The organism is Pseudarthrobacter sp. DSP2-3-2b1 (genome assembly GCF_049895945.1).
Lineage (GTDB): Bacteria > Actinomycetota > Actinomycetes > Actinomycetales > Micrococcaceae > Arthrobacter.
Window position 1 is genome coordinate 322,933 of sequence record NZ_JAFCTI010000001.1, and the last position, 22,601, is coordinate 345,533.

Sequence of the window (22,601 nt, forward strand, 5' to 3'; positions counted from 1 at the left end):
CGGGCAGGTGCTGGAAACAACCAGGGCAACGGGTGGTCACGGGTTAACCCCTTCCAAGAGCTCCGAACGCGCGCTGAGGCAAGGCTGGAGCAAAGACTTCACCAGGGCAAGCAAGGCGTGAGGTTCCCCCAACAAGTGCCTTTCAAGGTCATCGCCCCCATGAACCGGTTCCACGACGGTGTGTGAGACCGAGGTACCTCCGAGAAGCTGCCAAGCCGCCTCCGGCATGACCGAAATGATATGCCGCACTTCGCCCGGCTCCTCCAGCCGCTCCAGATCAAGGATGTCTGCGGGCAAGGAGTCCGTTAGCAGATACACGATCGTGGCCGCCCCAGGGCGGAGGTTCTCATGCCGGGGGAAGGTGGAACGGAAACTGCTGGAAGGAACCAAAACCTGATGTGTGGCGACGGTATCCGCAGGAAGGGACGCCAAATCGCCTATGGGGACTGGATTGACTGAGCCGTTGACGACGGCGGCGCGCATCAGGTTGCCGCCCGCTATCACCTGAGCCATTCCGGTCAGCACCTGTGCCATGGCGCTTGCGGACCCTTCCCGTACAAGGTTCACCGCAGATCCTGATCCATCCACGGCCAACAGCATGTTGAATGCAGCGGCGTCATCCAACCATTGGAGCCCCAGAACTTCCCGCGTTGCTACGCGGGCGGCATTGCCGAGCCGGCCCAGATCCGCGTCCTCCTGGTGATGTGCCACCCGGAGACTCAGGCTCTCCCCGACGCGTTCCACGGAGATGAGGTCTTTCCGGTCCAGTCCGGAGACATCAATCGGCACCAGCACGGCTCGCTGAGGGTCCAAGGACGCTCTCTCCTCAACGGACACGGCTAAGTGCAGCACCGTGGGCGACGGAAACCGGTTCTGGCCCACGGGGACCACTGAAACCACCGTGAGCGCCTCAACCGCCGGCAGTATGACTCCGTCCGGCGGACGGATCACCGATTCCTGCAATCGGCCCTGCTGCGCGACCTCAAGACGTGCCTCGGACGATTCACCCTCAACACGCAAGGTCACACGAAGCGGACGGACCCGAACTTGAACTTCACTCGTGCCCTCCAAGATGTATGTGGGCATCATCGATCCTTTCTAATTGCGGACATAAACCCGCCGAAACGAGCCGGCTTCGCCGGGTCTAGCTCAGTGGATCCGGCTTCCTGGCGGAGCTTTTTCCACCATTCCCGGGAAAATTTCTGGCGCTCCTCGTAAACCTTTTCCACAAGGCGTTCGGAGGCTGTATTGAAAGTCTGGTTCCAGTTTTTCGCCAGGATCGCGTCGCACATCGATTGTGGATCTGTCCGACCCGTTCTGACGGCATGCCGGATGGGCACTTCGAGCAGCCGGAGGCGCTCGGACCCTGCAAATACGGTCACGTCGGACAAGAAGTCGCCCGCCACGTCCTCCCCGCCCGGATAGCCGGGCGTCGTCACGATCGCCAAGCGAGTCAACTCCTCGATTTCCGCTTGGCCCAGCACCCGGGATTCCACGCAGGCGTGAAGAAAATCGGAAACCCCATCAGCCTGGACGGCATCATAACGGGAAACCAGGTTCCGCACTTCACGGGGTAGCTCGAGGCGGTGCCGCGGATTGGAGACGGTGATCACTGCAGCCTCGAGCACCAGCGCCGTCAGTTCCGCCTGTTGCAGGCGGCCTTGCACAGCCGTCACCGCCCTCACAGCTGTGCTCAGGATCCAGTCGGCTTGGGCCTTTATCTCGCCAGGATGATCCACTGTCCACGGTCGCCTAGCCATGAGCCGCAGCCGGGCAAAGGGTACCTCCGGGGAGTCCGGGGCGGTGATTCCACGGTCCACGACAGCGCTGATAAGCTCAGCCAGCGTTTCGGACCATTCCTCTTTCAACAACGCGGTCGAGAAGAATCCAGGGAGCATCTCACCGGGAAATTTCTGTTCGAGAAATAGCAGTTCAGACGAACGCCACGGCGGTTCGGGCACAAAGATCTGGGTAAGGACCGTATCGGCCACGACTTCGATTTGTCCAGGTTCCAGGACGCCGGCTGCTGCCACAGCCCGGGCTCCATCAACGTGACCCCTGCCGCGTCGACAGAGCCAGATTGCGCGCTCCACAGCTACAGGCACTACAACGTAGCGCCGATCCGTGAGCTCGTTGGGTATCGCCGAGGCCGGGGGCGCACCAAATAACCAGTCGCAGAAGGCCGGAGGAATTCGGTTACCTGCCGGCTCAGCAAGGAACCGCACACTGTTTTCGACGGCCGCCAATACTTTCTGTCGCAGCGCGTCGGACCCAAGAGCGCCCGCGGAGAACACGAATACTTCCGCCCTGTCGTCATCATCGACAACTTGGTAGATGGTTCGCTCTAGGATCTCTGCGATGGGATCGTCGAGGGATTCGCCGTAGCTGTCCTCCTCGTCCACGAGCCCGGCCCGATGGATGAAATCCAATATCCTCATGGCCGTTGCGGGGAACTCAGCGGACTCGTCGTCATCGGTGAACTTCCGCTGCAGCCTGACAATCGCCGACCGGGCGGCCCGCCGCACCTCCGGTGTGCTGTACTCCACGCGGTAATCCGGCGGGAGCGGAATCGGACCTGCCTGCGCCAGCCACGCATCGTCCTCAAGCGACCGCTGGAGGTAGGCCTGCATCAAAACCTGCCGCATCAGTCTGGACGCCCCGTCCTGCTCAAGCTCTGCCCAGGCCTCGCCAGCGGAGGCACCGCCGCTGCTGCTCTTCATGGTGGTCCGGGCAAGCTCCATCAGCTCGTCATCCCCGCCCAGAGAATCTGGCGAGTGGCGGGCAATGACGGCAGCTGCCTCGGCCTCATAGTCGCCGAAGATGTCCGGAAGCCGCAGGGCAGCCACTGCCAGGGCCCAACTGGGCTCTGGGCCAGTGTCTCCTACCCGGTCCGCGACGTCATCCATCATGGACGTGGCTGCAGAAAAGCTTGACCGATCCACCACCGCAGCCTGGGCGAAAGCCGACCAGTGGGTCGGCACAATGAGGGAGCCCGATTGGACTCGATGCGGCCGCCCACCTACTTCGCCGAGGTCCGGTACTTCGTGTTCATCCAGAATGGTGAACACGGAGTCCTTAGGGATGGCTTCTGCGTCGGCCCGTGGAACACCGACCAAGTGCACGCCCCGGTCGAAAACGGCGTCGAGCCCGGCAGCCCGCTCATAGACTGAAAAATTCATCCGTCGGACCCAGTCGGCGGGCGCCAGCCTGCTGACGGCAGCGATCCACAGGGCGGATGTTTCCGCGGAGTCGGTGACCAGGACAACGCCCGGGCCACCGCTCAGTGCGGCCGACACTGCGTCCAGCAGGGCACTGAGTAATCCGACCCGCCATTCGCGCTGGTCAAAAAGAAAGTCGAGAACGTCCTCCCGGCCCAAGGCCGCCCCGAACGATGGACTGGCGTCTTCGACCAGCACCGCCTCGCGGACTTGCTCCGGTCCAAAAGGACACAACAAACCAGGGGAACGCCAGATCTCAATCGGCCGGATGGATGGTGTCGGCTGCGCCGTGGATCTATCCAGAAGTACGTGACTGAAGACGTTGCCTGGCCTCCCGGTGGAGTCCCGCCCCGCCATGGTGCTGTGCCAATAGGCGCCCCGACCCCGGCCATCGTTGATGTACGTTAGCCGGCGGGGCATGGCCTGAAGCTCCGCCGCATTGGGAAATGCACCGAGATAAATGTCGGAGTCGAACCTCGTGACTATCCGCTGCCGAAGAGCCTCGATCTCGCCATCGCTGAGGTTTCCCGCCGTGCTGGTTACCTGCCAGCCGCCGGCCCCATTGTCCGGGTCGAAGGACGCATAGGTCAGCTGACCCCAGCGGAGGGTGACAGCTGGCGGGCCCGTTCGGTTATCGGCCACCAAAGAACCTCTTACCTACGCTCGGCGTACCGGAGAAGCGAAGTGATGCGACGGGCGGGTCAAGCAGCGCCACATGCCGCAGCACATCCACCGGAAGATCGGCGAACAGCCGGACGAAGCCACCCTCCGGATTGACCTCCGATGCCCAGGACACGGGATCGGTCTTCCACGGAAGGGGACCGTCGGGCCCAGCACCGCCTGGTGTGAACCTGCGCGCAGGAGTCGAGGCGACATCAATAGCAGGCACCATGTTCAGCGCAGTCCCGTCCCGGCTGGTCAGCGGCAGCCGATCGGGGTGGTAGACCAGAACGAAGGCCGGCATGGACTGAACTGCTTCCGAGGTCTGTACAGTGACGGAAACACCCGTCACCTTTCCAAGAAAACTCTTCGCTTCCACGACCTGGTAGTTCAGCCGCAGAATATGCGGGTAGTTGATGGTGGTGATTGCCCCGGACACCCTCACGCCAGCCTCGAAACTTACCGGCACCAGATGAAGGTCACACCCAGTGGACGGAAGAGGCCGGGTGAATTGCAGTCCGCCACGGCGACGGTAATCGGATTGCGAAATTTCCATCGCCTGGCTGTTGAGCGCAAGCTCCGGATCCTGGCCGGTGGGGCCCATGTAAACCATTACGGAATCCCCACCGTCGGGCCACTCAAAACTGAGGATCTGGCTATTGACGCGCTCAACGATCCTCGGGTTCCGGACCTTGTCATTCCGGGACTTGAAAATGGCAGTGCCCACATGCGCCATTCCCGCTAACAGCGTCACCGGTGTGAAGTATGCGCGCGTCCAGCCGGAGGGCCAGGAGATGCTGAGCATGGTGGCGGTGCCGTCGACGACCTCCACGTGATTAGGCAGCCTTGATTCAGGCATCAGGCCGCTGATCCGCAGCGAATCCTCGGATAATGGTTCCAGCTCCAGTCCGGCCTGCGGGGGCTCTTCTGTCCGGTAGACCACTACCGTGCCGCCTGCTGGACTGCTCCAGCGCAGGTCGAAGAGCGAGGGTTCACTGTCCCCTGTCGTCGCAATGCACATGTCGGTAACCGGTTCCAGCACTGCGCTAACACGGACGGTGCAGGCCGTGGGGCTGGAGAGCCGGATGTCACCACCGAGGGCAGCTTCTGCGCACACCTGGTAGAGATAGGCTTTACCCCGCTCCGCTTCTGCATCGACAAAGCCACCGAGGTTTGTCGAGTCCTGCAGTATGCGGTATCGCTGATCGCCGCTGCCCGTGGCAGCCCGTTCGAGCGGTATGCGGAAGATTTGCACTCTCTGCGTCCCGGGAAGCGCAGTCCACCTGCCAACGACGCGTCCCTCGTCCTCGCGGATTTCGACATTCCCGAGTTCCCCCACGTAACCGCCACCGGCGTACAATGTCGGCTGGCACGCCATGGCCTCGGCTATGCTCAGTCCCTCGTTAAGCCACACCTGCAAGTATCGCGTCGCAGTTATGAAAGGGCGTTCGTCAATAGCCTCCGCAGCGGTTGTTGCCGCCACCAGGTCCGCCTGATCCGGTGCATAGGGCTCGTGCTCGTCGCCGGCGACCAGTCGATATATCGTCACCGGGCTGGTTGACTTCGCCGGCGTCCACGAGTACGTTCTGCGGCCTTGCGAGTCCTTCCGCACGTCCACGTCGAGCTGAGCCGGTGTCTGGGGGCCGTAGTCGTAAGCCGCGAAGGCGGCCGGATCAAGGTCCAGCGTGGCAGCTGGCGTGGAGGTGGGCGCTTTGTCAGCAACCGGGGCTTGGGTCGGCACCGGGGGGGCCGTGCGCATGGGGGCTGTTTGAGCTGTGGCAGGTTGCGATTCTGCGGCTCTCGGTTGTGCTGCTGGGACGGGACCCCCGGGAGGTTGCTTCGGCAAACTTACAGCCTCGACCGACTCATCGGAGGAGTGAAGGCTCGTCAGGACACTGGCCATCTCGCCTGCATACTTCGCGACGGCGGGCGGGAACGCGGACCGGATCTCCACCTCAGTCGTCTGCCCTGAATTGACGAGCAAACGGAGCTGGGCCTCCTTGAGGTTACTGGGAGACAGACGCTTCTCTGCGATTGCTTTGTTGCGCCAGGTTTTCAAGGCCAGGAAGGCGGGATCCGACGCAGGAGACCCTACAGGGAGAGCCGGACCGTCCGTCACAGGCAACGATTTCGGGGTCATTGCCGGCGCAACCCTGATGGCACCTGGCCCAGGCTCGTCAAATTCCGGGCTCAGCTGGAGATGTGGATCGGCAATGTTGAAAGCAAGCTGCTTGAGAAGTTCCTTGAGGGCATCCCGCCATGGTCCCACCAAGGCCTGGTCAAGCCCCGGGGTGTCGGTTTTCTTGTGCTCGGCGATGACGGACAGGTCCTCCTCCGCCGGTGGAACATATCCTCGGGCGGACACCATGTCCGCCCACAGCTTCAGCGCCGAGAGCCGGGTCTGGTACTTCTGATCTCTCATCTTTGCCTCTTCGTTCACTGTCTTTGACTTACGATCCGAGCTTGGCGTCCGGCCAAGGAAGGGTATGCAGCCTTGAGCCTGGTATCAGAAGGTGGGACCCTCGGGCATCATGAAGCTGTCGCGGCTGTCATCTTCAGACGCCGCCTCAGGTTCGTTCCCCAGCCACGAATTCCGATCGTCCTGGCGGGAAACCAGAAACTCGTGCTGCGGAATCCCACCACTAAGCTGAATCAGCCCGGCGTGCCGGGCCAATCCGGTCTGAGACCCGAAGGGCACGCTGTGCTCTACGACAGCACGTCCCGCATTCCGGGCAACATCGGTCAGCACCGCGCCATCAAAATGATCCAGCCGTCCCGGGTCAGGAGCGCGGTCCACACCAGACATAAAGGCCTCCAATGACGTCTGCACCATTGCCGAATCGCGAACCTCACTCACAGTCGACACTAAGCCCGAGGATATGGCGGACCGTGGGCCGGTGATGTCCTTGAGGACCCCTGTCCAGATCTCCTGACCCGGGGCGCGATCGGTCCCGGCCGCGTCCAGCGCACGAATCCAGAGGCGCAGCAGCGACAGCTCACCGTCCCCGGACTGCCGGTAAATTGCCTCAGGGTGAGCCGTCAGCTCGTACCCACGCGGTCCAATTAGGTCTCCGGCCGTGGCTATTGCACGGTCCCACGGTTTGGTCAGCCATCCGACGGCGAAGATGTCGTGGCGCAGTTGGGCGGCAGCTGCCGCGACTGACGGGGGCTGCACCAACGCCGCACCAACTTTGACGTTCAGTGGCAGGCCCTGTACAAACTTCGCCTTCGTGGGGGCATCATCATCGCTCCGGCCGAACGGCTCAGCCAAGACTGTGCCGATGATGCGTGACCAAGCCAGGAACTGGCTGTAGGCCCCGCTTAGCCTGTGCAAGTCACGGAGTGCATGCCTCAGATTCCTGCGCGAAATCTCGTCATCACTGAGTAGCTGGCTTCGTGCATTCATCAGTTGGAACAGTTCCCGCTGCCCGTTCATGAAAATCACCAGTGTGATAATCAACCAGACCACCATGAGGCCTGCACCGATGCCGAGGCCTTCCAAAGGCTGCAAATCTTCGCGCGCCACCTGTACTCCGGTGACGACGAACCCAAGCAGCAACCCGCCCAGCAGGAATTTCATCCACAACGCCAATTTTTTCTGTTGGGTTAACACGCCAGAAAGCATGTCGTCGGCATTGGCTGCCCTTCGGATCCGGTTCAGCAGTTGCTGAACCTCACTTCTGACGGAGTTTAGGCTTTGGCCGATCTTGGTTCCCACATGAACCGCATAGCTTTCCTCCGAAACAACCTTCCAGCGTCGCAACGCTTCCAGTGCCGTGCTCGCGGGTATTCCCAGGTTGGGATCCCCCCCTGCACGCTGCAGGCGCTCCTCCATACTGAGGATGCCTAAAACATCGTATGGCTCCAGCGAATCAGGCTCGATGACAGCCGCAAGGGGCGAAGGGATTTCCGAGAATACGGATCCGGGTCCCGGAACGGAGGAACTGGTGTGCCGCAGAACTCCACGTTGCGTCCCAACCTGAACTGGTGGCATACCGGTGACACGTTCACCGGCATCGACGAGCGTCAACGCGCCGGCTGTAAAATCCTGCCAGAACGAGGCCAGATCGGCGGGGGCACGGTGCTCCCGAGGCATCCCAGCGTCATCCAATAGTTTGTCAAGAGTTGCGGCCGCGTCCCGGACGTCCCGCCAGGAGACCGGCAAGCCATCCTGGCCGACGCCATCCACAATGACTGCGTACTGCGAAGGCGAGGAGCCGAAGACAAGTCCATGGACAGCGGCCGCAGCTTCCGACTTCACCCTGGTAGCCACTCGCTGCGCCCAACTACGGGGCGCATTTTTTAACGCTGCCCAAATAAATCCGAACATCATCTTGAAGGCAGCCCAGGGGCCGACGGCGGTCACCGGTTGAGGGGCGGAGTGTTCCCGATCTCCGTGCAGAGCGCGTCCGTGCTTTTCCCAAAGCTGGTCCGCCATGACCTTTGTGGCCAGTCCGGAGTCTTCGATGTAGATGGCTGAACTGCCGAAGTAGGTGGGCAACGGCACACCGTTGTGGAGTGAGAACACCTGGTTGCGAAGCTCGGCCCCAACAGCCGTTGCATCCAAGGTCCGGTAGAAGGCGCGGACCAGCCTGGCGCTCTCACCGGGCAGCGGGGACTCCCCATCCAGCGGTGATTCCGTGCTGCCGGCCCAGAGACCGAGGATGCCGGCAAGGGCGGCTGCAGCGTGGACCCCCCAGTCAAAGGGGTCCTTCGTGGTGTAAAGCTGATGATGACCCAGCCCCGGGCCAGCCGCTTCCTCGGGACCCAGCACGAGGTTGTGCCAGCCTCCCTGGGCCAGCCCGTCCAGCACTGCCGTTTCACCGTTCCGCACCACAACGGCACGAACCCTGACAACTGGGCGGCCTCCGAACGAGGATTCCAGCATCTCAGCAATACGCTGGCTGACAGCAGAGTCAACCTGCTCGTGCCCGGCAACACCGGGCACGAGCACGCATATGCGGAGGAGGTTGTAACTGCCGGTGGCCGCCAGGCTTTGCAGGCTAATGGCCTGGAGGTTTCCGTCCCTCACGAGGAGACCATGAACGCTGGTAGGAGAGACCATGCCCGGCTCAATCCAGGCAAAGCTGCCAACCATACCCAGCCCAGACCAATCGGTGAGAGCTTCGCGGACGCCTGCGGTGATTCCGCGGGGGGCCACAAAAACTGTCAACGCTTCCATCTCAGAAGGCTCCCATCACAGGGAGAACCAAGGTGTCTTCATCGCCATCCGGCTCCGGCACCAGAGCAGCATGCTTCCCGGGTTGGAGTGCGCGCTGGTGAGCGGTTTCCAAGTGGGACAGCAGGTCCCCCAGCACTACGTAAATGTCCTCGGCTACGTCCCTGAAGAGCGGCGTCGCACTGGCCGCCCGGCGGGTACTAATCTGCGAAAAAGACCCGCCGCCCGTAGCCTTGAGGCGTCCCGGCGGCATGAAGTGCTCGCTGGCAAGTGACCTGATGGTCTGCAGCCATTCTTTGGTCCGCTCATGGCGTTCCGTCACGGAGCTCTCCGCAACGACTCCCGGGACCCTACTGGGATTTCCGGAAACGGTGTGCCCGGAGCCGACCCATCGCATCAGGGTTTCCAGTGCCGTCACTTCGAACAGGCCTGCGGCTGGTTCCTCAGGGCTCGCATCGTACAGCTCCCGGAGGAGGCGATAGGGGCGTAGCGAAGAAAGTACCGGCGCCTGATGTGCACGTGCCACTGCCAGGAGAACAGACTCCAGAACTGCCGGCAGCCAGTCGAAGGACTTTGCCAGGAACTGCCTGGGTGGCGTCAGCAGCGGGTTGGGAAACTGGATCCACCGGCCATCCGTTTGATCCCAGATCTCCACTGCTTCGTCGTAGGGCGGCTCCGGCAGGCGGAGCTGTCCGGTGATCTGGCCAACGAACCAGCCTCCCACCATCGCCCTGCGCTCGCTCTCCCCCATAGGCAAAGAGGCAGCTAGGGGGCGTGACCGCCGCTGGCTCCAAAAGCCCTTGCGCTCAGGTAGCGACGTTCCATCCCACTGCCGCGCCACGGGTGACAGGACGGAATCGAAGACCAGGGGTGAATAGTTGCGGTAGGACCCAAAGATGTCGATTCGCTGAACGCGGGTGTCGGCAGTAAGGGACCGCTGCAAAATGGTGGCCGTTTCAGCCGCTATGTTGGGGTTTGCCTCAATTGCTGACAAGAGCCCCTGGCATACGTCATCGAGCTCGCCGAACGGGATGGACGAGAATTTGAATCTGTAGGCTACCGAGGTACCGTGCAACTGCTGGACCACGTCTGGATTCACGCTGATCAGCGGAACAGCACGGTTGACCGCTTCAGTGAATTTGGCGAGGACATCCGCTTGCCGCTGCGGAATATCCGACTGGTTGGCGTCCACTCCGCGCACGTAATCGCGCAACGACAGGGAGCAGAACTTGTCGAAGGCCTCGCCTGGCCGGCCGACAAAGGCACGCGACCGCTTAAGCAGTTCTTTCGGCGAGGTGTGAAGCATGAAGCGTGCCCGCGACGGGGTCAGCGGCGCCTGGCTGTAAGGATCCCGATTGAACTCGCCCGGCTGCCAGCTGGCAGTGACTTCCAGAAGACCTCCGGGTGCCTGATACCCGCCCGCCACGGGCCACAGGCCGCGGATGACCTGGCCGCCCAGAAGCTGCCGCGCGTCACTGAATCCCTTCACTCCTGCCGATCCACCGCCGGTATGCGCCACATCCGACTCGTATTGGACTGCGAACGTTTTGGATTCGGTGATCAGGATTTCGTTATCAGCGACATCGAACCGTTGCGGAACAGACAGATCGTCATCGGAGGGCCAGGCTGCATACTGGTCCGTGGCTACATTGGCGAGGCCAACAGCGGTGGGCCGTGCTGCCGCCGCTTGGTCGAGGATGTTAAGCCCTTCTGAGAGCGCTTCCCGCATCGGCCCTAAGACGTCCGAAATAAAAGCTGTCAGGACTGTTGCGGCAGAAGCCGCGGCCTGCGAGTAGAGCAGGTCCGTCGTCTGGCCTCGAAGTACGCCCATGAGCCGGTCCACCACCGACTGCCCATTTTCAATGGCCTTCATTCGGCCAAGCTCACCCTCGATGTTCTGCGGAACAGCACCAACGTTGGGCTGGGCCAGACCGGCCATCCCCTTCAACGTCACGATGAGCTGCTCCCGCAGCAGGGTCTCCAATCGCTCCACAATGGCCCGAGCATAGGGCAGCCCAAACTGCGCCACGGCGTTCTCAATCAACGCCGTGAAGCGCGCCAGCAAGATGCCTTTATATGAGAAACCCCACTGGTAGGCCGATTCCACAGTTCCATTGGTAAGGGCAGGTTTGCGTTCCAGCAGCCTCTGCCGAAGGGTATCCAGCCACTGTGCTGCTTGAATTCCGGTGGCCGGAGGCACGAACGGGACGATCTGCTCGTCAGTGATGGCGGAAGCTAGCTGGCTCACGTCCGCACGGCTGAAAGCCGTCTCGGTGAACCATGCCATAACCTCCTGCTGCGAGAGCGGTCCGTCGGCCGCTACCGGCAGGCCCATCGCCGTCGATACATTGCTCCACTGACTGGCCACCAAGGCTGTGACCTGCGCCACTGATGAGGCGGTGTTGCCGCGTTGGATATGTCCTGTCCGCAGCCGATCCACGGCAGTCCGGGCAAGGCGCTGCGCCGCGTATTCGCGGTACCGGTCGCGGCCCATGCTCAGGCTGGCGAAGCCGAACGCACCCCACGGGAGCTCGTTCGGTTCGACGCCCCAGCCGAAGTAGTCGCGTACCGCAGCCTTGTCTCCCGAATTGTTGCCCAAATCGAACGAAACGAATTCCGCAGCCGCCTTGCCGCTGAGCATCAGGGCGGCAAGCCCGCGTCCGAGTCCCCGATAGACGGCATCCTGTGTGCCGTCTCCGAACATAGTCCGGTTGACGCCAGCAAACCGTCCCACCGGGAAAACTCGTGCAAAGGGCTTTTCACCCGTCACACCGTGCCCATGCCCCAACGCTGCGAGCGTGGCCAGGTCATGGTCCTGGGCGGCCTTGGTCTGCGCTGCTACGATTTCACCCAGCATCGCGAGCGCGTTGGCCCGGACACCCCCGCGGGCGTCAGAGGGCAATCCATCAAAGACATCTGCGGCCAGCATGAAGACCCCCACCAAGGAAGGGGAAACGCCGGGCACCAAGGACAACAGCCGGCACACATCAAGCGCCATGGATGCTCCGGCGCCACCAGCCATGGATGAGACGACAAGGATGATCGGCGGTTCGGCGGCATTGAACTTGCCCAATCCGGGGACGGATAGTTGAGCCATTTCACTGTTTGTTTCGACCATGTTCAGCCGCTGGAAGGCACGTTCCAGGCCTTGCCGTACCTCGGTGGCCTTACTGAGCGTGATCATGCGTCCGACCGCCCGCATTTGACCAGCACCGCTGTGAATGGGAACAGTTATCTGGGCCGGGTCCCGTGGGGCCCACGTGCCGATTTGGCCCAAAGCTTTGGCATTGCTCAGCGTCTGGGTCAGAGCATTATCCATGACTGTGTAGCTTCCCCCCGAGGGGCCCGTCGCGATGTATCCGCCGCCTTGCTGGGAGACATTGCCGACGCCGGCAATCCTAGTATCGGGTGCAACGGGTACGTCGATATGGACGAACTGCCACCCGGCCGGTATGCCGGTGACGCCGTGGGCTGACAGTTCGGAACTGAGTTGATCCATCATGAAGGCAAGGGTGGAGCCACCGGAGCCACCGCAGCCGACTACTAGGAATTTCCGCATTGTTACTGCCTGCCTGTTCTGTTCGTGGGAGCTATCGTGTGTTTGATGTTCGGCGATATCACGGGTGCGGAGTCCCCCATGGGCTGACGCCGTTGGGTTCTCCGCCCGCGGCGGGGACCTGCGTGGTCCCGCCCGGTTGCCCCGGTTGGCTGCGCCCGTCGGCTGGCTCCCATGGCGAGGGGAAAGTGGACGAGGGAGACGGTGCTGGCTGGTTGGAGATCGGCCGTTGAAGCCCGTCATTTTCCAGCTCCGAGGCCTCGTTCAAACGCGCCAGCAGATCAGGCAAGCGGCGATTTATATCGGCTTCGATGTCCTTTTTCTGGGCAGCCGACGCTGTTCCGTTAATCAGTACAAGGACGTTGCAGGTGCCGGGGTCAGCTCCCATGTCGCGGAGCACGGCCCAGTGGTTGTGCACGGCTAGCGGGAGACGGGCATTGACACCGCTACTGTCAGTTCCGGGGTCTACCGATCCCGCGGCAAATCGGCCCGGTGCCAGGATGCTAACAAAGCCACTCCCGAACGGCGACCAACCGGAGCGTGCCTTCAGTTCCAGCCCCTTGATCATTAAGGAGCGGGAGCCCGAGGGTTTCATAGGCACCAGCTCGGTGAGGTCTGTTGGACGTATTGAAAAGGGCCGACCGTCCCGCTGCACCTGCTGGTTTAGTACTGTGACCGGCACCAGTTCCGCAGACAGAGCGATACCGGGGATTTTGGACACATACCATTTGGCACCATAGAGAAATAGGAGCGGAACTCCCGGTCCAAGGATGAGTGCCACCAAGAGCGCCAGCAGAAAATTCGTGCTGTTAAGCGGCTTGGCCATGCTTGCTGTGAAGTCCACGTTTACCGGCATTGCTTTGCCTGGCTCCCCGTCAGGCGCGATCATCAGCGCGACGCGACCGTTAACTGAGCCATTCCCAGCCTGCTCGGCTTTGAACGTCAAGGGAAGTGAGGTGAGGTCCTTCACGTTCAGGCAGTTCTCCGCTGAGTTGGCCGTGCCCAAGGTGACCGCGATGGCCCCCACGTCCGCCGGTGTGGCGAGGATTTCGGGCTGCTGGTCCGGAACCTGCCAAACACAGCCAACGCCAGAGACCGGCAGTGACGCGGAAAGCTCCTTGTTACCCTCGCTCTGACCGAAATCAATTTTGCTGGCCAGCACAGGAAATTCGGCTGGTGGCAACAGCGCCAGGGGCACTGATACCAGTGCCGGCTCCAAGGGGGTGCCGGGCACGGGCGTGCCGTCCGCCGTCGTAGTCGCTGCGGTGGTGATGGAAAGCTCCAAAACCAATTCGGCGGCTCCCACCGGATATCCGGCAAGGTCCAATGACACGGGGTTGGCGATCGCATCCTTGCCTACGGCGGCCGCGACCACGGATGACTTACCTTGGCCGCTCACGAGCGTCGCAGTCAGCTGCACGTCTCCGAGTAGGGACGCTGCGTCAACCTTCTTGCCCGCGGCATCCACGAGACCGAGGCGTACATCTGAAATGGTCTCGCCCACGTGCAAGATTGTTGCCGCGGGGTTCAACCATGCCGGTTTAAGGCTTCCGGCAATGTGGATACTGGACTTTGAGGTCCTCCCCCCGGACTGGCCCTCTGGATCCGTGAAGGCGAGCTGCCAAAGTCCGCTCCAGCCAGCCTTGGACGGCCCCTCCGTCATCGACACGGTCAGCGATTTATCGGACAGCCAGGTGTACGTCAGCGAGTTGTCATCGGACGACAGCGATGCCGGGCTGCCGATGTTGGTCTTGGGCAGACTGATGACTTGCCCGGCTGGATTCAGCAAGGATGCCGCGAGATTGGTGCCGTCGGCGGTGGCTAGCACCCGGACGCCTGGCGTTGACTGATCCAAGACGAAGCGGTGGGCCTTGTCGATGCAAACCGAAACCTGGCAGATGCCAGCATCCTGTGTGATGGGACGGCTGCCCGGTGAGGAGATCCCATCGAACGCGAGCAGGAGGCTGTCAATGTCCGTGGCTAGGTGGAACTCGCCGGGCACCGGATCAATCAACTTGCCGCAGGCTGCGCCGGTGGCCACAGATTCCATAAAAAGAAAGTCCCCGGAACTCTCGGCGCTGCCCTGCAACCCCACTCCAAAGAGAGCCACCTGCGAGGAGCGGAGCTGATCAGCTACGCCGCCATGGCGGCAAATGTCCATCATGGCGGCTGTTCGAACACTTTCCGCCGCCTCGGCGCTAGTCAGCTGGGTGTCGGGGGCGAACGGCTTGGCGGCACCGTAGGCGGCCTTTTCGGCGTCGTTCGTCCGGACGGTGTAGTTGATGCCACCGTCGGTGAACCAGACAAGGGCTTGGCAACTCTCGTTTTCCGTCCGTGCAGCTGCCCTGGCCGCAAGGTCCTTGCGCGCACCGTCTAAAGCTGTCCAATAGTCCGTCTCCATGCCATTCACTCGGTCCCTGAGGGACGTAACCGTTGACTGCAGCTGCGGCAGCGTCCCTGCATTGAGCGGTGTCCAAGGCTGAATCTGGGTGTAGCTGTTGGCGAAGACGCTGATGGCAATGCTGACTTCGGCGCTGGATTCGGAGGCAAAGCTGCCCAGCTGAGTCATCAGATAGGCCGCCGAAGTGACACGTGCGTCATCCGGGTCGGTCCGGTTCAAACTAGACGACTCGTCGACCAGCAACAACATGTCGGTCACGCCGCCGCCGGCAATGCAGGCCCGGAAACCGTCCACTTGGCTAAGCGGTGTTTCGGCTGCGGCGCTTACTCCCGCATTAACGGCTGCCAAAGGGATGCCCAGTGCGAGGCTGGCGAGTACTGCCATGAATCGCCGCATCACAGCCGTCCTACCCAGTTGGCAATGTTCAAGGCGCTTGTCACTACGGCTGCGAGGCTCAAAAAAAGGGCAAGCCGGTAAAGCCAAGGCACCTTCGCATCCGCGGAATACAGCGTGTGGGTCCGGGCCCGGGTGTCTCGAAGCGAGAAGAAGGCGATTAAAGCAATGGCCACCGGGCCGCCCATCAGCCATGCCGAGATGGCGAGGGCTGGTGATGCACCGAAGGCTGCGGCTACCACTAGCGAGACAACTGCGCAGGCAATAGCACCGGTGAGCCAGATCACGGGCGCCTTGGCTGGCACACCTAGGTGAGACGCCAAATACGCATCAGTCTGATGACCACCGAAGGCGAAGGAGACGTCGACCGGGCTGCCGGCGGCCGGGGACTGCGGCTGCCCCTCAGCTAACGGACGCGAAGACGCAGGCTCCAGTCCGGACGAGTTGTACTTGCTGAAATCAAATGGATTACCGCCGTTAGACAAACTTCTTACACCCCAATAATCCATCGACGAAAACAACCAGACGAAACTTCAACATGCCGCGACTTTGCGGACAACGTCGATGCAGCAGGGAACGGATCCGCCCGCTAGCGCTAATACTAGGGGCTCACATGCCAGTATCACAACGATGTCATACGGCCTCGAATGCGGTTTGCCAGCGATAGAGATTCGGCGCTTGGGCACTGATCTCGTCGAGCGGAACTGCAAATACCAGTCCTCTTCGTGGAGTTTGTCATGCCATGTCATTAGGAAACATGGGTGGACTGATGCCGACGCTAAGCCTCGCCTCATCAGGTCGCCCGTATCCTGTATGATCCGTTCGAGTTCCGGCATCTCATCCCCTGTAGGGCCTCAGCAGACTTTTGATTGGTAACGAGTTAATGCGCCATTCGTCAAGATTCCGTCAAGATGAGGCGAATTTCTGCGAAGTATGGCTTCAGCGCCTTTAGTTGGACTGTTCAGGTAACGAGGTAGGGCTAAGATGATGGACGAGTCAGGGGGAGACTTACTCCTGGTAGCACGTCGAGGTTAGGCCGTTTTGCTCACGGCGGGCCCCGCTTTACAGGAGTTGGATACACAGTGTTCTTTAAAACTTTCGGATGGTCCTTTGGGGTCACTATCGCCGCCTTGGTGATTGCGTTCCTCTACGGCGGCCCTCAGGCCCTTATCCTTTGCCTTATACTCGGGATTCTTGAAATCAGCCTGAGCTTCGACAATGCGGTGGTCAACGCCCGCATCTTGGAGCGTATGAACGCATTCTGGCAGAAGATGTTCCTGTCCGTCGGCATCATCATCGCAGTCTTCGGCATGCGTATTCTGTTTCCCCTTTTGATCGTGGGCGTGACCGCTAACCTGAACCCGGTCGAGGCGATTGACCTTGCTTTGCAGAAGGGTGATCCGCACACGCCGGGAACCTACGGCTACCTGCTGCACGAAGCGCACCCTCAGATCGCTGCATTCGGAGGCCTGTTCCTTCTGATGCTTTTCCTCGACTTCATGTTCGAGGACCGAGACATCAAGTGGATCAAATTCCTTGAGATTCCCATGGCCAAAATTGGCAAACTTGATGGTGCTTCGTTGGTGGTGGGACTGGTGGCTCTCGTTTTCGCCGGAAGCATGTCTGGAGAAAACCAAGGGATCGTCCTTCTCTCCGGGCTCATGGGCATCATCACCTATCTCCTGGTCAACGGCCTTGGCAATCTCTTCGACGTCGATAACGACGGCGACATCGACTTCGATGATGCCTCCAGGAACCTTCACGCCGGGCCGAGCGCGCCGGCAAAGCTAGCCGGCAAGGCCGCCTTCATGCTCTTCCTCTACCTCGAAGTCATCGATGCGTCCTTCTCCTTCGACGGCGTCATCGGGGCCTTTGCGATCACATCGGACCCCATCATCATCGCCCTCGGCCTCGGCCTGATCGGGGCCATGTTCGTGCGATCCCTGACCGTCTACCTCGTCCGGCAGGGAACCTTGGACGAGTTCGAATTCCTGGACCACGGCGCCCACTGGGCAATTGGCGCCCTCGCCGTCATTCTGCTCCTGACCATCTCAATCTCCATTAACGAGATCATCACCGGCCTGATCGGCGTCGTCTTTATCTGTGCTTCCTTCACCGGCTCCATCATGCGGAACAAAAAGAAGGCCCAACTCACCGAGGGAACCGAGCCAGCCGAACTTTCCACAGTTGCCAAGTAAACACAGAACAGGAGCATGACAATGGGGTTAAGTCTGACAAAGGGCCAGTCGCTGTCGCTGACCAAGCAAAACGGTGAGTCCCTCACGAAAATTCGGCTGGGACTGGGCTGGGATTCAGCTGTCCCCGCCAAGCGGGGCTTCTTCGGTGGAACGAAGACTGTGGAGATTGACCTGGATGCCTCGGCTATCCTCTTCGATGCCAACAAGCAGCCGCTGGACTCGGTTTTCTTCAACAACCTGAAGAGCAAAGACGGCTCAATCAGGCACACAGGTGACAATCTCACCGGAGCAGGCGATGGCGACGACGAATCGATCACTGTCGATCTGAGCTCCGTCGCCCCGAACGTGGCGCACATCGTTTTCGTTATCACCAGCTACAGCCAGCAGACCTTCGACATGGTGGAGAACGCCTTCTGCCGTGTCATCGATGAGTCCGTCTCCGCCGCGCCCGAGGTGGCTAAATACCAGCTCACAGAGTCCGGCCGCCACACCGCAATGATTATGGCCAAGCTTTCCCGGGGGGCAGGTGCCTGGAGTTTCCAAGCCATTGGCGCTCCAGCGAACGGCAAGACCGCCCATGACGTTGTCCGCCCCGCAGCTTCCGTCCTTTAGCACGACCCTCAACCCTAAGGAGATCACTTGGCAAGCCTGACCCTCAGCAAGGGAAGCAACCTCTCCCTGAGCAAAGCCGATCCCGGACTCCGGAAGGCCATGATCGGCCTTGGCTGGGATCCGCGGACCACGGCGGGACAACAGTTCGACCTGGACGCCTCGGCCCTGCTCCTGACTGCAGCCGGGAAAGTCCGCTCCAATGATGACTTCATCTTCTACAACCAACTCGCATCCAAAGATGGGGCGGTAGTTCACCAGGGCGACAACCGCACCGGTGAAGGCGACGGCGACGACGAGCAGGTACTCGTTGATCTCGCCTCGGTCTCCCCCGAGATTGAGAAAGTCGTGCTAGTCGTTTCCATCGATCAGGCAGAGGCACGCGGCCAGAATTTCGGTCAAGTGCGGGACGCGTTCTGCCGGGTAGTCAATCAAGACACAGACAACGAAATCGTCCGCTACGATCTCACTGAAGACGCAGCGTCCGAGACCTGCATGATTTTCGCTGAAATCTATCGACACAACGGCGACTGGAAATTTCGTGCTGTGGGACAGGGCTACGCCACGGGCCTCCAAGGTATCGCATCTGACTACGGCATCGTTCTCGACTAATAACTGGAGTCCGCTGCAGCCACGGGCTGCAGCGGACTTTTCTCAACACTAAAGAACTTGAAGGAGCAGGCTAATGGCCGGACTCACCCTGACCAAGGGCGCTAATTTATCACTGACAAAGTCGGCCCCGGGGCTGACAAAAGTACACGTCGGACTCGGCTGGGACCCCCGCACCACCACAGGCGACGCCTTCGACCTCGACGCATCAGCGCTGCTGCTGGGCGAGGACGGAAAGGTCCGCTCGTCAGCCGACTTTATTTTCTATAACCAGCCTTCAACCCCGGACGGAACCGTCGTTCACAAGGGTGACAACCGCTCAGGTGACGGCGACGGCGACGACGAGACAGTCGCCGTCGACCTTTCCAACCTCGCCGCGGACGTCTCCCGAATTGTCTTTGTTGTGTCCATCGACCAGGCAGTGGAACGGCGTCAGAATTTCGGCCAAGTACGCGCTGCCTACTGCAGGGTCGTGAATCAGGAAACCGACGCCGAAGTGGTCCGTTACGACTTGAGCGAAGATGCTGCTCCCGAAACATGCATGATCTTTTCGGAGTTGTACCGCCACAATGGCGAGTGGAAGTTCAAGGCTGTCGGACAGGGATACGCATCAGGCCTCGCCGGTGTTGCCGCTGACTACGGCGTTCAGCTCGGCTAACACGCTCGACGACAAGGACCCAACATGAGCATTCAACTGACACCGCCGGACGCTTCCGACTCAGCCTTGCTATTGAAGGCCCCGGATGCGCCGGAAATCGTAAACGAAGATGCAGCTCCCGGTATGGTCCCGGTTCCGCCGGAACGCCAAACCGAAATTGCTGCCCAGGCTAGGGCATTCATAGCGGAAATCGCTGGGCTGAATCCTCACAGCCCGGAGTACACCAGCAAGATCGATGGCATCAACCGCCTGGCCGGCGAACAGTTGGTTGCGTCCTCAAATACCTCGAGCCGCCTCCTCGAACGTTCCTCGACGTCACTCGCTGGTGCCAAAAAAGCCGGAAACAGTGCTCAGGTGCAAGTGGCTTCCACGTTGGGCGAGTTGCGAACGACTGTCGAGGATCTCACTCCCAATGCTGCAGACTTGAGTGTCGGCCGAAAAATCCTTGGCATCATCCCCGGCGGCAACAAACTTGCTAAGTATTTTCAAAAGTACGAATCCGCACAAACACAGCTGAACAAGATCATCAAGTCCCTGATGTCTGGCCAGGACGAACTGCTCAAGGACAATGCAAGCCTCGCCCAGGAAAAGACCAACCTCTGGGAGACGATGCAAGGCTTAAGCGAGTATGCCGTTTTCGCAAAAGCCTTGGACGGGGCAACAGCGGAAAAGATCAGCTCCATGAAGCAGGCGGGCCAGATCGAGGAAGCGAATAAGCTCGATTCCGACGTCCTTTTCCCCATTAGGCAACGCCACCAGGACATTCTGACCCAGCTCGCTGTTTCAGTGCAGGGGTACTTGGCCATCGATATGATTCGCAAGAACAACACGGAGCTCATCAAGGGCGTGGAGCGGGCGAGAACCACAACTATCTCGGCGCTGCGAACTGCCGTTATCGTCGCGCAGGCCCTGGCCAACCAGAAGATGGTCCTTGACCAGATCGACGCGATTAACACTACGACCAACAACATGATTCTTAAGACCAGTGAAATGTTGAAGGATCAGACAGGCCGAATTCACCAGCAGGCTGCTAGTTCGGGCGTCAGTGTCGAGACACTCCAAAAGGCCTTCGATAACGTATTCCAGACAATGGATGCCATCGATACCTTCCGTTCTCAGGCCAACAAGAACATGGAGGGAACTGTCCGGGCACTCGAATCGGGCCTTGAACGCGCCAAACCTTACTTAGAGCGAGTCCGTCAGCAAGAAGGAAGCTAGTGCCAACAAAGCGAAAGATTCAACGTCGAAATGGTCGGTAAGTTTCTAGGGTCCCTGTTCGGTGCCGCTACTACAGTTAGTCCCGAAACTGAACAGGGGCCTGAGCCTGACCAAAACAGCGTTGATCTTGGTGCCAGCCAAGCCGCTCTCGATGCTTTCCGCATCGAAGTACGAACTGCCGGGGCAGAGTTGCCTACACTTATCTATTCGCAGTTCCGTCAAATCGATGACCTCGTCGCTCCGCTACTGGCGCACATGCAAAAGGCCGAGCCGTCGACTGAACAGGTTGTGCTGGCTGGAGCAATTATCAGCGACTACATGCCCACTTCCCTGCGGACCTACCTCATGCTTCCCAAATCGTCCCGCCTTGACGGTTCCCGCGAATCGAATACCTTGCTTGCGCAACTGGCAACTCTGCACTCCACTGCCCTCAACCTCAATCAGCAGGTCCGGAGCGGAGCGGCCACGGAACTGGCCATCCACGGAAGATTTCTCCAGGATAAGTTCGATCTGGGCAGCTTACGTCTGGAGGACAACTAGTGGTTTCAATGGTTCCAGGCAGCAACGCTGCGCTAACGGCTGAGAATCCGAGCCTCCGTAAAGTACTTGTGGGATTCGGCTGGACTATTACACGAAGTCTCGGTCCGCAGGCCGAACTGGTTCCCATGGCCATCATGTGCGGGTTAAATGGGCAGGCCCTCTCTGACGAGCACCTGGTGTTCTTCAACCAACTGACGACTCCCGATGGAAGTATGGAATTTTCGGGCAGGGAAGACCAAGAGCAAATCGATGTCGACTTGCCTAATGTTCCCGAAGCGGTTCATAAGATAGCTTTCGTCGTTTACGTCGACCCGGACCTTCGCGGTCCGGGAAACTTCAGTGCCGTCAAGAGCTCCTATGTGCGGTTGGTGGACGAAACTAACCGTGAACTTCTCAGGTTCGACGTTCCCTCGGGAAACCAGGTTCAGGTCAGGGCAATGCTTTTCGGAGAACTCTACCGGCACGGCGGCGGCTGGAAGTTCAGGGCGATCGGTCAGGGTTATCAGAATGGGCTCGCCGGTGTGGCCGCGGACTACAAAGTGAGCCTCTGATGGTCCACTCTCAGCGGACGGCTCGCCCCGATATCACTTTCATCTCGCGACGCCGCCGGCCCAAGACTATGCACAGTGCAATGGACTCCACCCTCGTACAGGACCTCCCCCCCGCTGCCGGCGCTGATCTCCTACTCAACGGTGGGCCGTCGTCGAGCCTCAGCCTGGAACGATCGGTGGCGAATTCAGCGGGTCTCAGCTTGCACCGCCCAGGAACAGGCAGCGGACCTTCAACCAGGAGGGAGGCTCGTCCCACTCTCCTTGCACCGGTGCGGGACTCCGCGCGTCTCTTCGCTGCTCCAAGTTTCGCGGGTACTCGTCAACTGACGGAGGACGCCCCCATTGTGCGCCTAGACGCACGGCAGTCCGCCATCGGAACGCTGCTCGTCCACGGCGCGCGGTCGGCGGCCTGGGAGGACCTCGACCAAGTGACAGGCGCAGAAAATGCGCAAGGTGAGACGGCCGGCGTAGCCATCCCGACCCCCGGCAACAGAAAACTAGTGGGATACCACGACCGTTCTGCTGCCATCGCACTCAGGCACGTCAAACGGCTTCGTCGTGCCATCTTTGTTGCGCAGCAGGAACCGCTGGTTGTCAGCCTATTCGGGGAAGAAGCCCTCGCAGTCTTCCCCAGTGCCCCGGACGGCAAAAGTGCGGTGTTGTATATCTCGCGCATCGACAGCCTCCTTGAACTGCGCGTGGAGTATGTCCAGCCAGCAAACGACGAAGCCATTTGGGCTGCCTTCGGCTTCACCATGACCACTCCGACACTCGTGCACACTGGCCGCCGATAGCATATTCTGAGGCAAAA

15 protein-coding genes are annotated in these 22,601 nt (G+C 60.6%); 8 read left to right on the plus strand and 7 right to left on the minus strand.

Going from position 1 to position 22,601, the window contains the following annotated elements; translation table 11 throughout:
* Window positions 1-36: 36 nt before the first annotated feature.
* The 7 genes from ACP7AX_RS01340 to ACP7AX_RS01370 all read right to left on the minus strand — a co-directional run bounded on the left by ACP7AX_RS01340 (window position 37) and on the right by ACP7AX_RS01370 (window position 15,928).
* On the minus strand, window positions 37-813 hold the full coding sequence (locus ACP7AX_RS01340) for a hypothetical protein (RefSeq protein ID WP_426225096.1): 777 nt from the start codon (window positions 811-813) through the stop codon (window positions 37-39).
* Window positions 814-1,085: 272 nt separating this feature from the next.
* Complete coding sequence (locus ACP7AX_RS01345; RefSeq protein ID WP_426225097.1) at window positions 1,086-3,860, minus strand: hypothetical protein; 2,775 nt, start codon at window positions 3,858-3,860, stop codon at window positions 1,086-1,088.
* Window positions 3,850-6,300: a hypothetical protein gene (locus tag ACP7AX_RS01350; RefSeq protein ID WP_426225098.1), complete on the minus strand. Its 2,451-nt coding sequence runs from the start codon at window positions 6,298-6,300 to the stop codon at window positions 3,850-3,852. Before ACP7AX_RS01350 ends, ACP7AX_RS01345 begins: the two co-directional genes overlap by 11 nt.
* Before the next feature lie 84 nt (window positions 6,301-6,384).
* Window positions 6,385-8,652 carry a hypothetical protein gene (locus ACP7AX_RS01355; RefSeq protein WP_426225099.1) on the minus strand — a complete coding sequence of 756 codons (2,268 nt, stop codon included), beginning with the start codon at window positions 8,650-8,652 and terminating at the stop codon, window positions 6,385-6,387.
* Between the two features lie 409 nt (window positions 8,653-9,061).
* Window positions 9,062-12,616 (minus strand): tubulin-like doman-containing protein, encoded by a 3,555-nt coding sequence (locus tag ACP7AX_RS01360; protein ID WP_426225100.1) that lies wholly within the window; start codon window positions 12,614-12,616, stop codon window positions 9,062-9,064.
* 58 nt (window positions 12,617-12,674) lie between these two features.
* Complete coding sequence (locus ACP7AX_RS01365; RefSeq protein ID WP_426225101.1) at window positions 12,675-15,410, minus strand: vWA domain-containing protein; 2,736 nt, start codon at window positions 15,408-15,410, stop codon at window positions 12,675-12,677.
* Window positions 15,410-15,928, minus strand: a complete 519-nt coding sequence (locus ACP7AX_RS01370) for a hypothetical protein (RefSeq protein WP_426225102.1) — start codon at window positions 15,926-15,928, stop codon at window positions 15,410-15,412. The genes ACP7AX_RS01365 and ACP7AX_RS01370 overlap by 1 nt, the downstream gene beginning before the upstream one ends.
* A gap of 561 nt (window positions 15,929-16,489) precedes the next feature.
* Here ACP7AX_RS01370 and ACP7AX_RS01375 point away from each other — a divergent pair.
* The 8 genes from ACP7AX_RS01375 to ACP7AX_RS01410 all read left to right on the plus strand — a co-directional run bounded on the left by ACP7AX_RS01375 (window position 16,490) and on the right by ACP7AX_RS01410 (window position 22,584).
* Window positions 16,490-17,605, plus strand: a complete 1,116-nt coding sequence (locus tag ACP7AX_RS01375; RefSeq protein WP_426225103.1) for a DUF475 domain-containing protein — start codon at window positions 16,490-16,492, stop codon at window positions 17,603-17,605.
* Window positions 17,606-17,626: 21 nt separating this feature from the next.
* The gene (locus ACP7AX_RS01380) at window positions 17,627-18,217 is read left to right on the plus strand and encodes a TerD family protein (RefSeq protein WP_426225104.1); all 591 of its coding nucleotides are present in this window, start codon (window positions 17,627-17,629) and stop codon (window positions 18,215-18,217) included.
* Between the two features lie 27 nt (window positions 18,218-18,244).
* Entirely contained in the window at window positions 18,245-18,826 is a 582-nt protein-coding gene (locus ACP7AX_RS01385; protein ID WP_426225105.1) for a TerD family protein, read from the plus strand.
* Window positions 18,827-18,899: 73 nt separating this feature from the next.
* Window positions 18,900-19,481, plus strand: coding sequence for a TerD family protein (locus tag ACP7AX_RS01390; RefSeq protein ID WP_426225106.1), 582 nt, complete (start codon window positions 18,900-18,902; stop codon window positions 19,479-19,481).
* Between the two features lie 24 nt (window positions 19,482-19,505).
* A complete protein-coding gene (locus ACP7AX_RS01395; RefSeq protein ID WP_426225107.1) occupies window positions 19,506-20,699 on the plus strand; it encodes a toxic anion resistance protein in 1,194 nt (397 codons plus the stop codon).
* Between the two features lie 30 nt (window positions 20,700-20,729).
* On the plus strand, window positions 20,730-21,239 hold the full coding sequence (locus tag ACP7AX_RS01400; protein WP_426225108.1) for a hypothetical protein: 510 nt from the start codon (window positions 20,730-20,732) through the stop codon (window positions 21,237-21,239).
* A gap of 8 nt (window positions 21,240-21,247) precedes the next feature.
* Complete coding sequence (locus tag ACP7AX_RS01405) at window positions 21,248-21,790, plus strand: TerD family protein (RefSeq protein ID WP_426225294.1); 543 nt, start codon at window positions 21,248-21,250, stop codon at window positions 21,788-21,790.
* 344 nt (window positions 21,791-22,134) lie between these two features.
* Window positions 22,135-22,584: a hypothetical protein gene (locus ACP7AX_RS01410; RefSeq protein WP_426225109.1), complete on the plus strand. Its 450-nt coding sequence runs from the start codon at window positions 22,135-22,137 to the stop codon at window positions 22,582-22,584.
* Window positions 22,585-22,601: the final 17 nt, after the last annotated feature.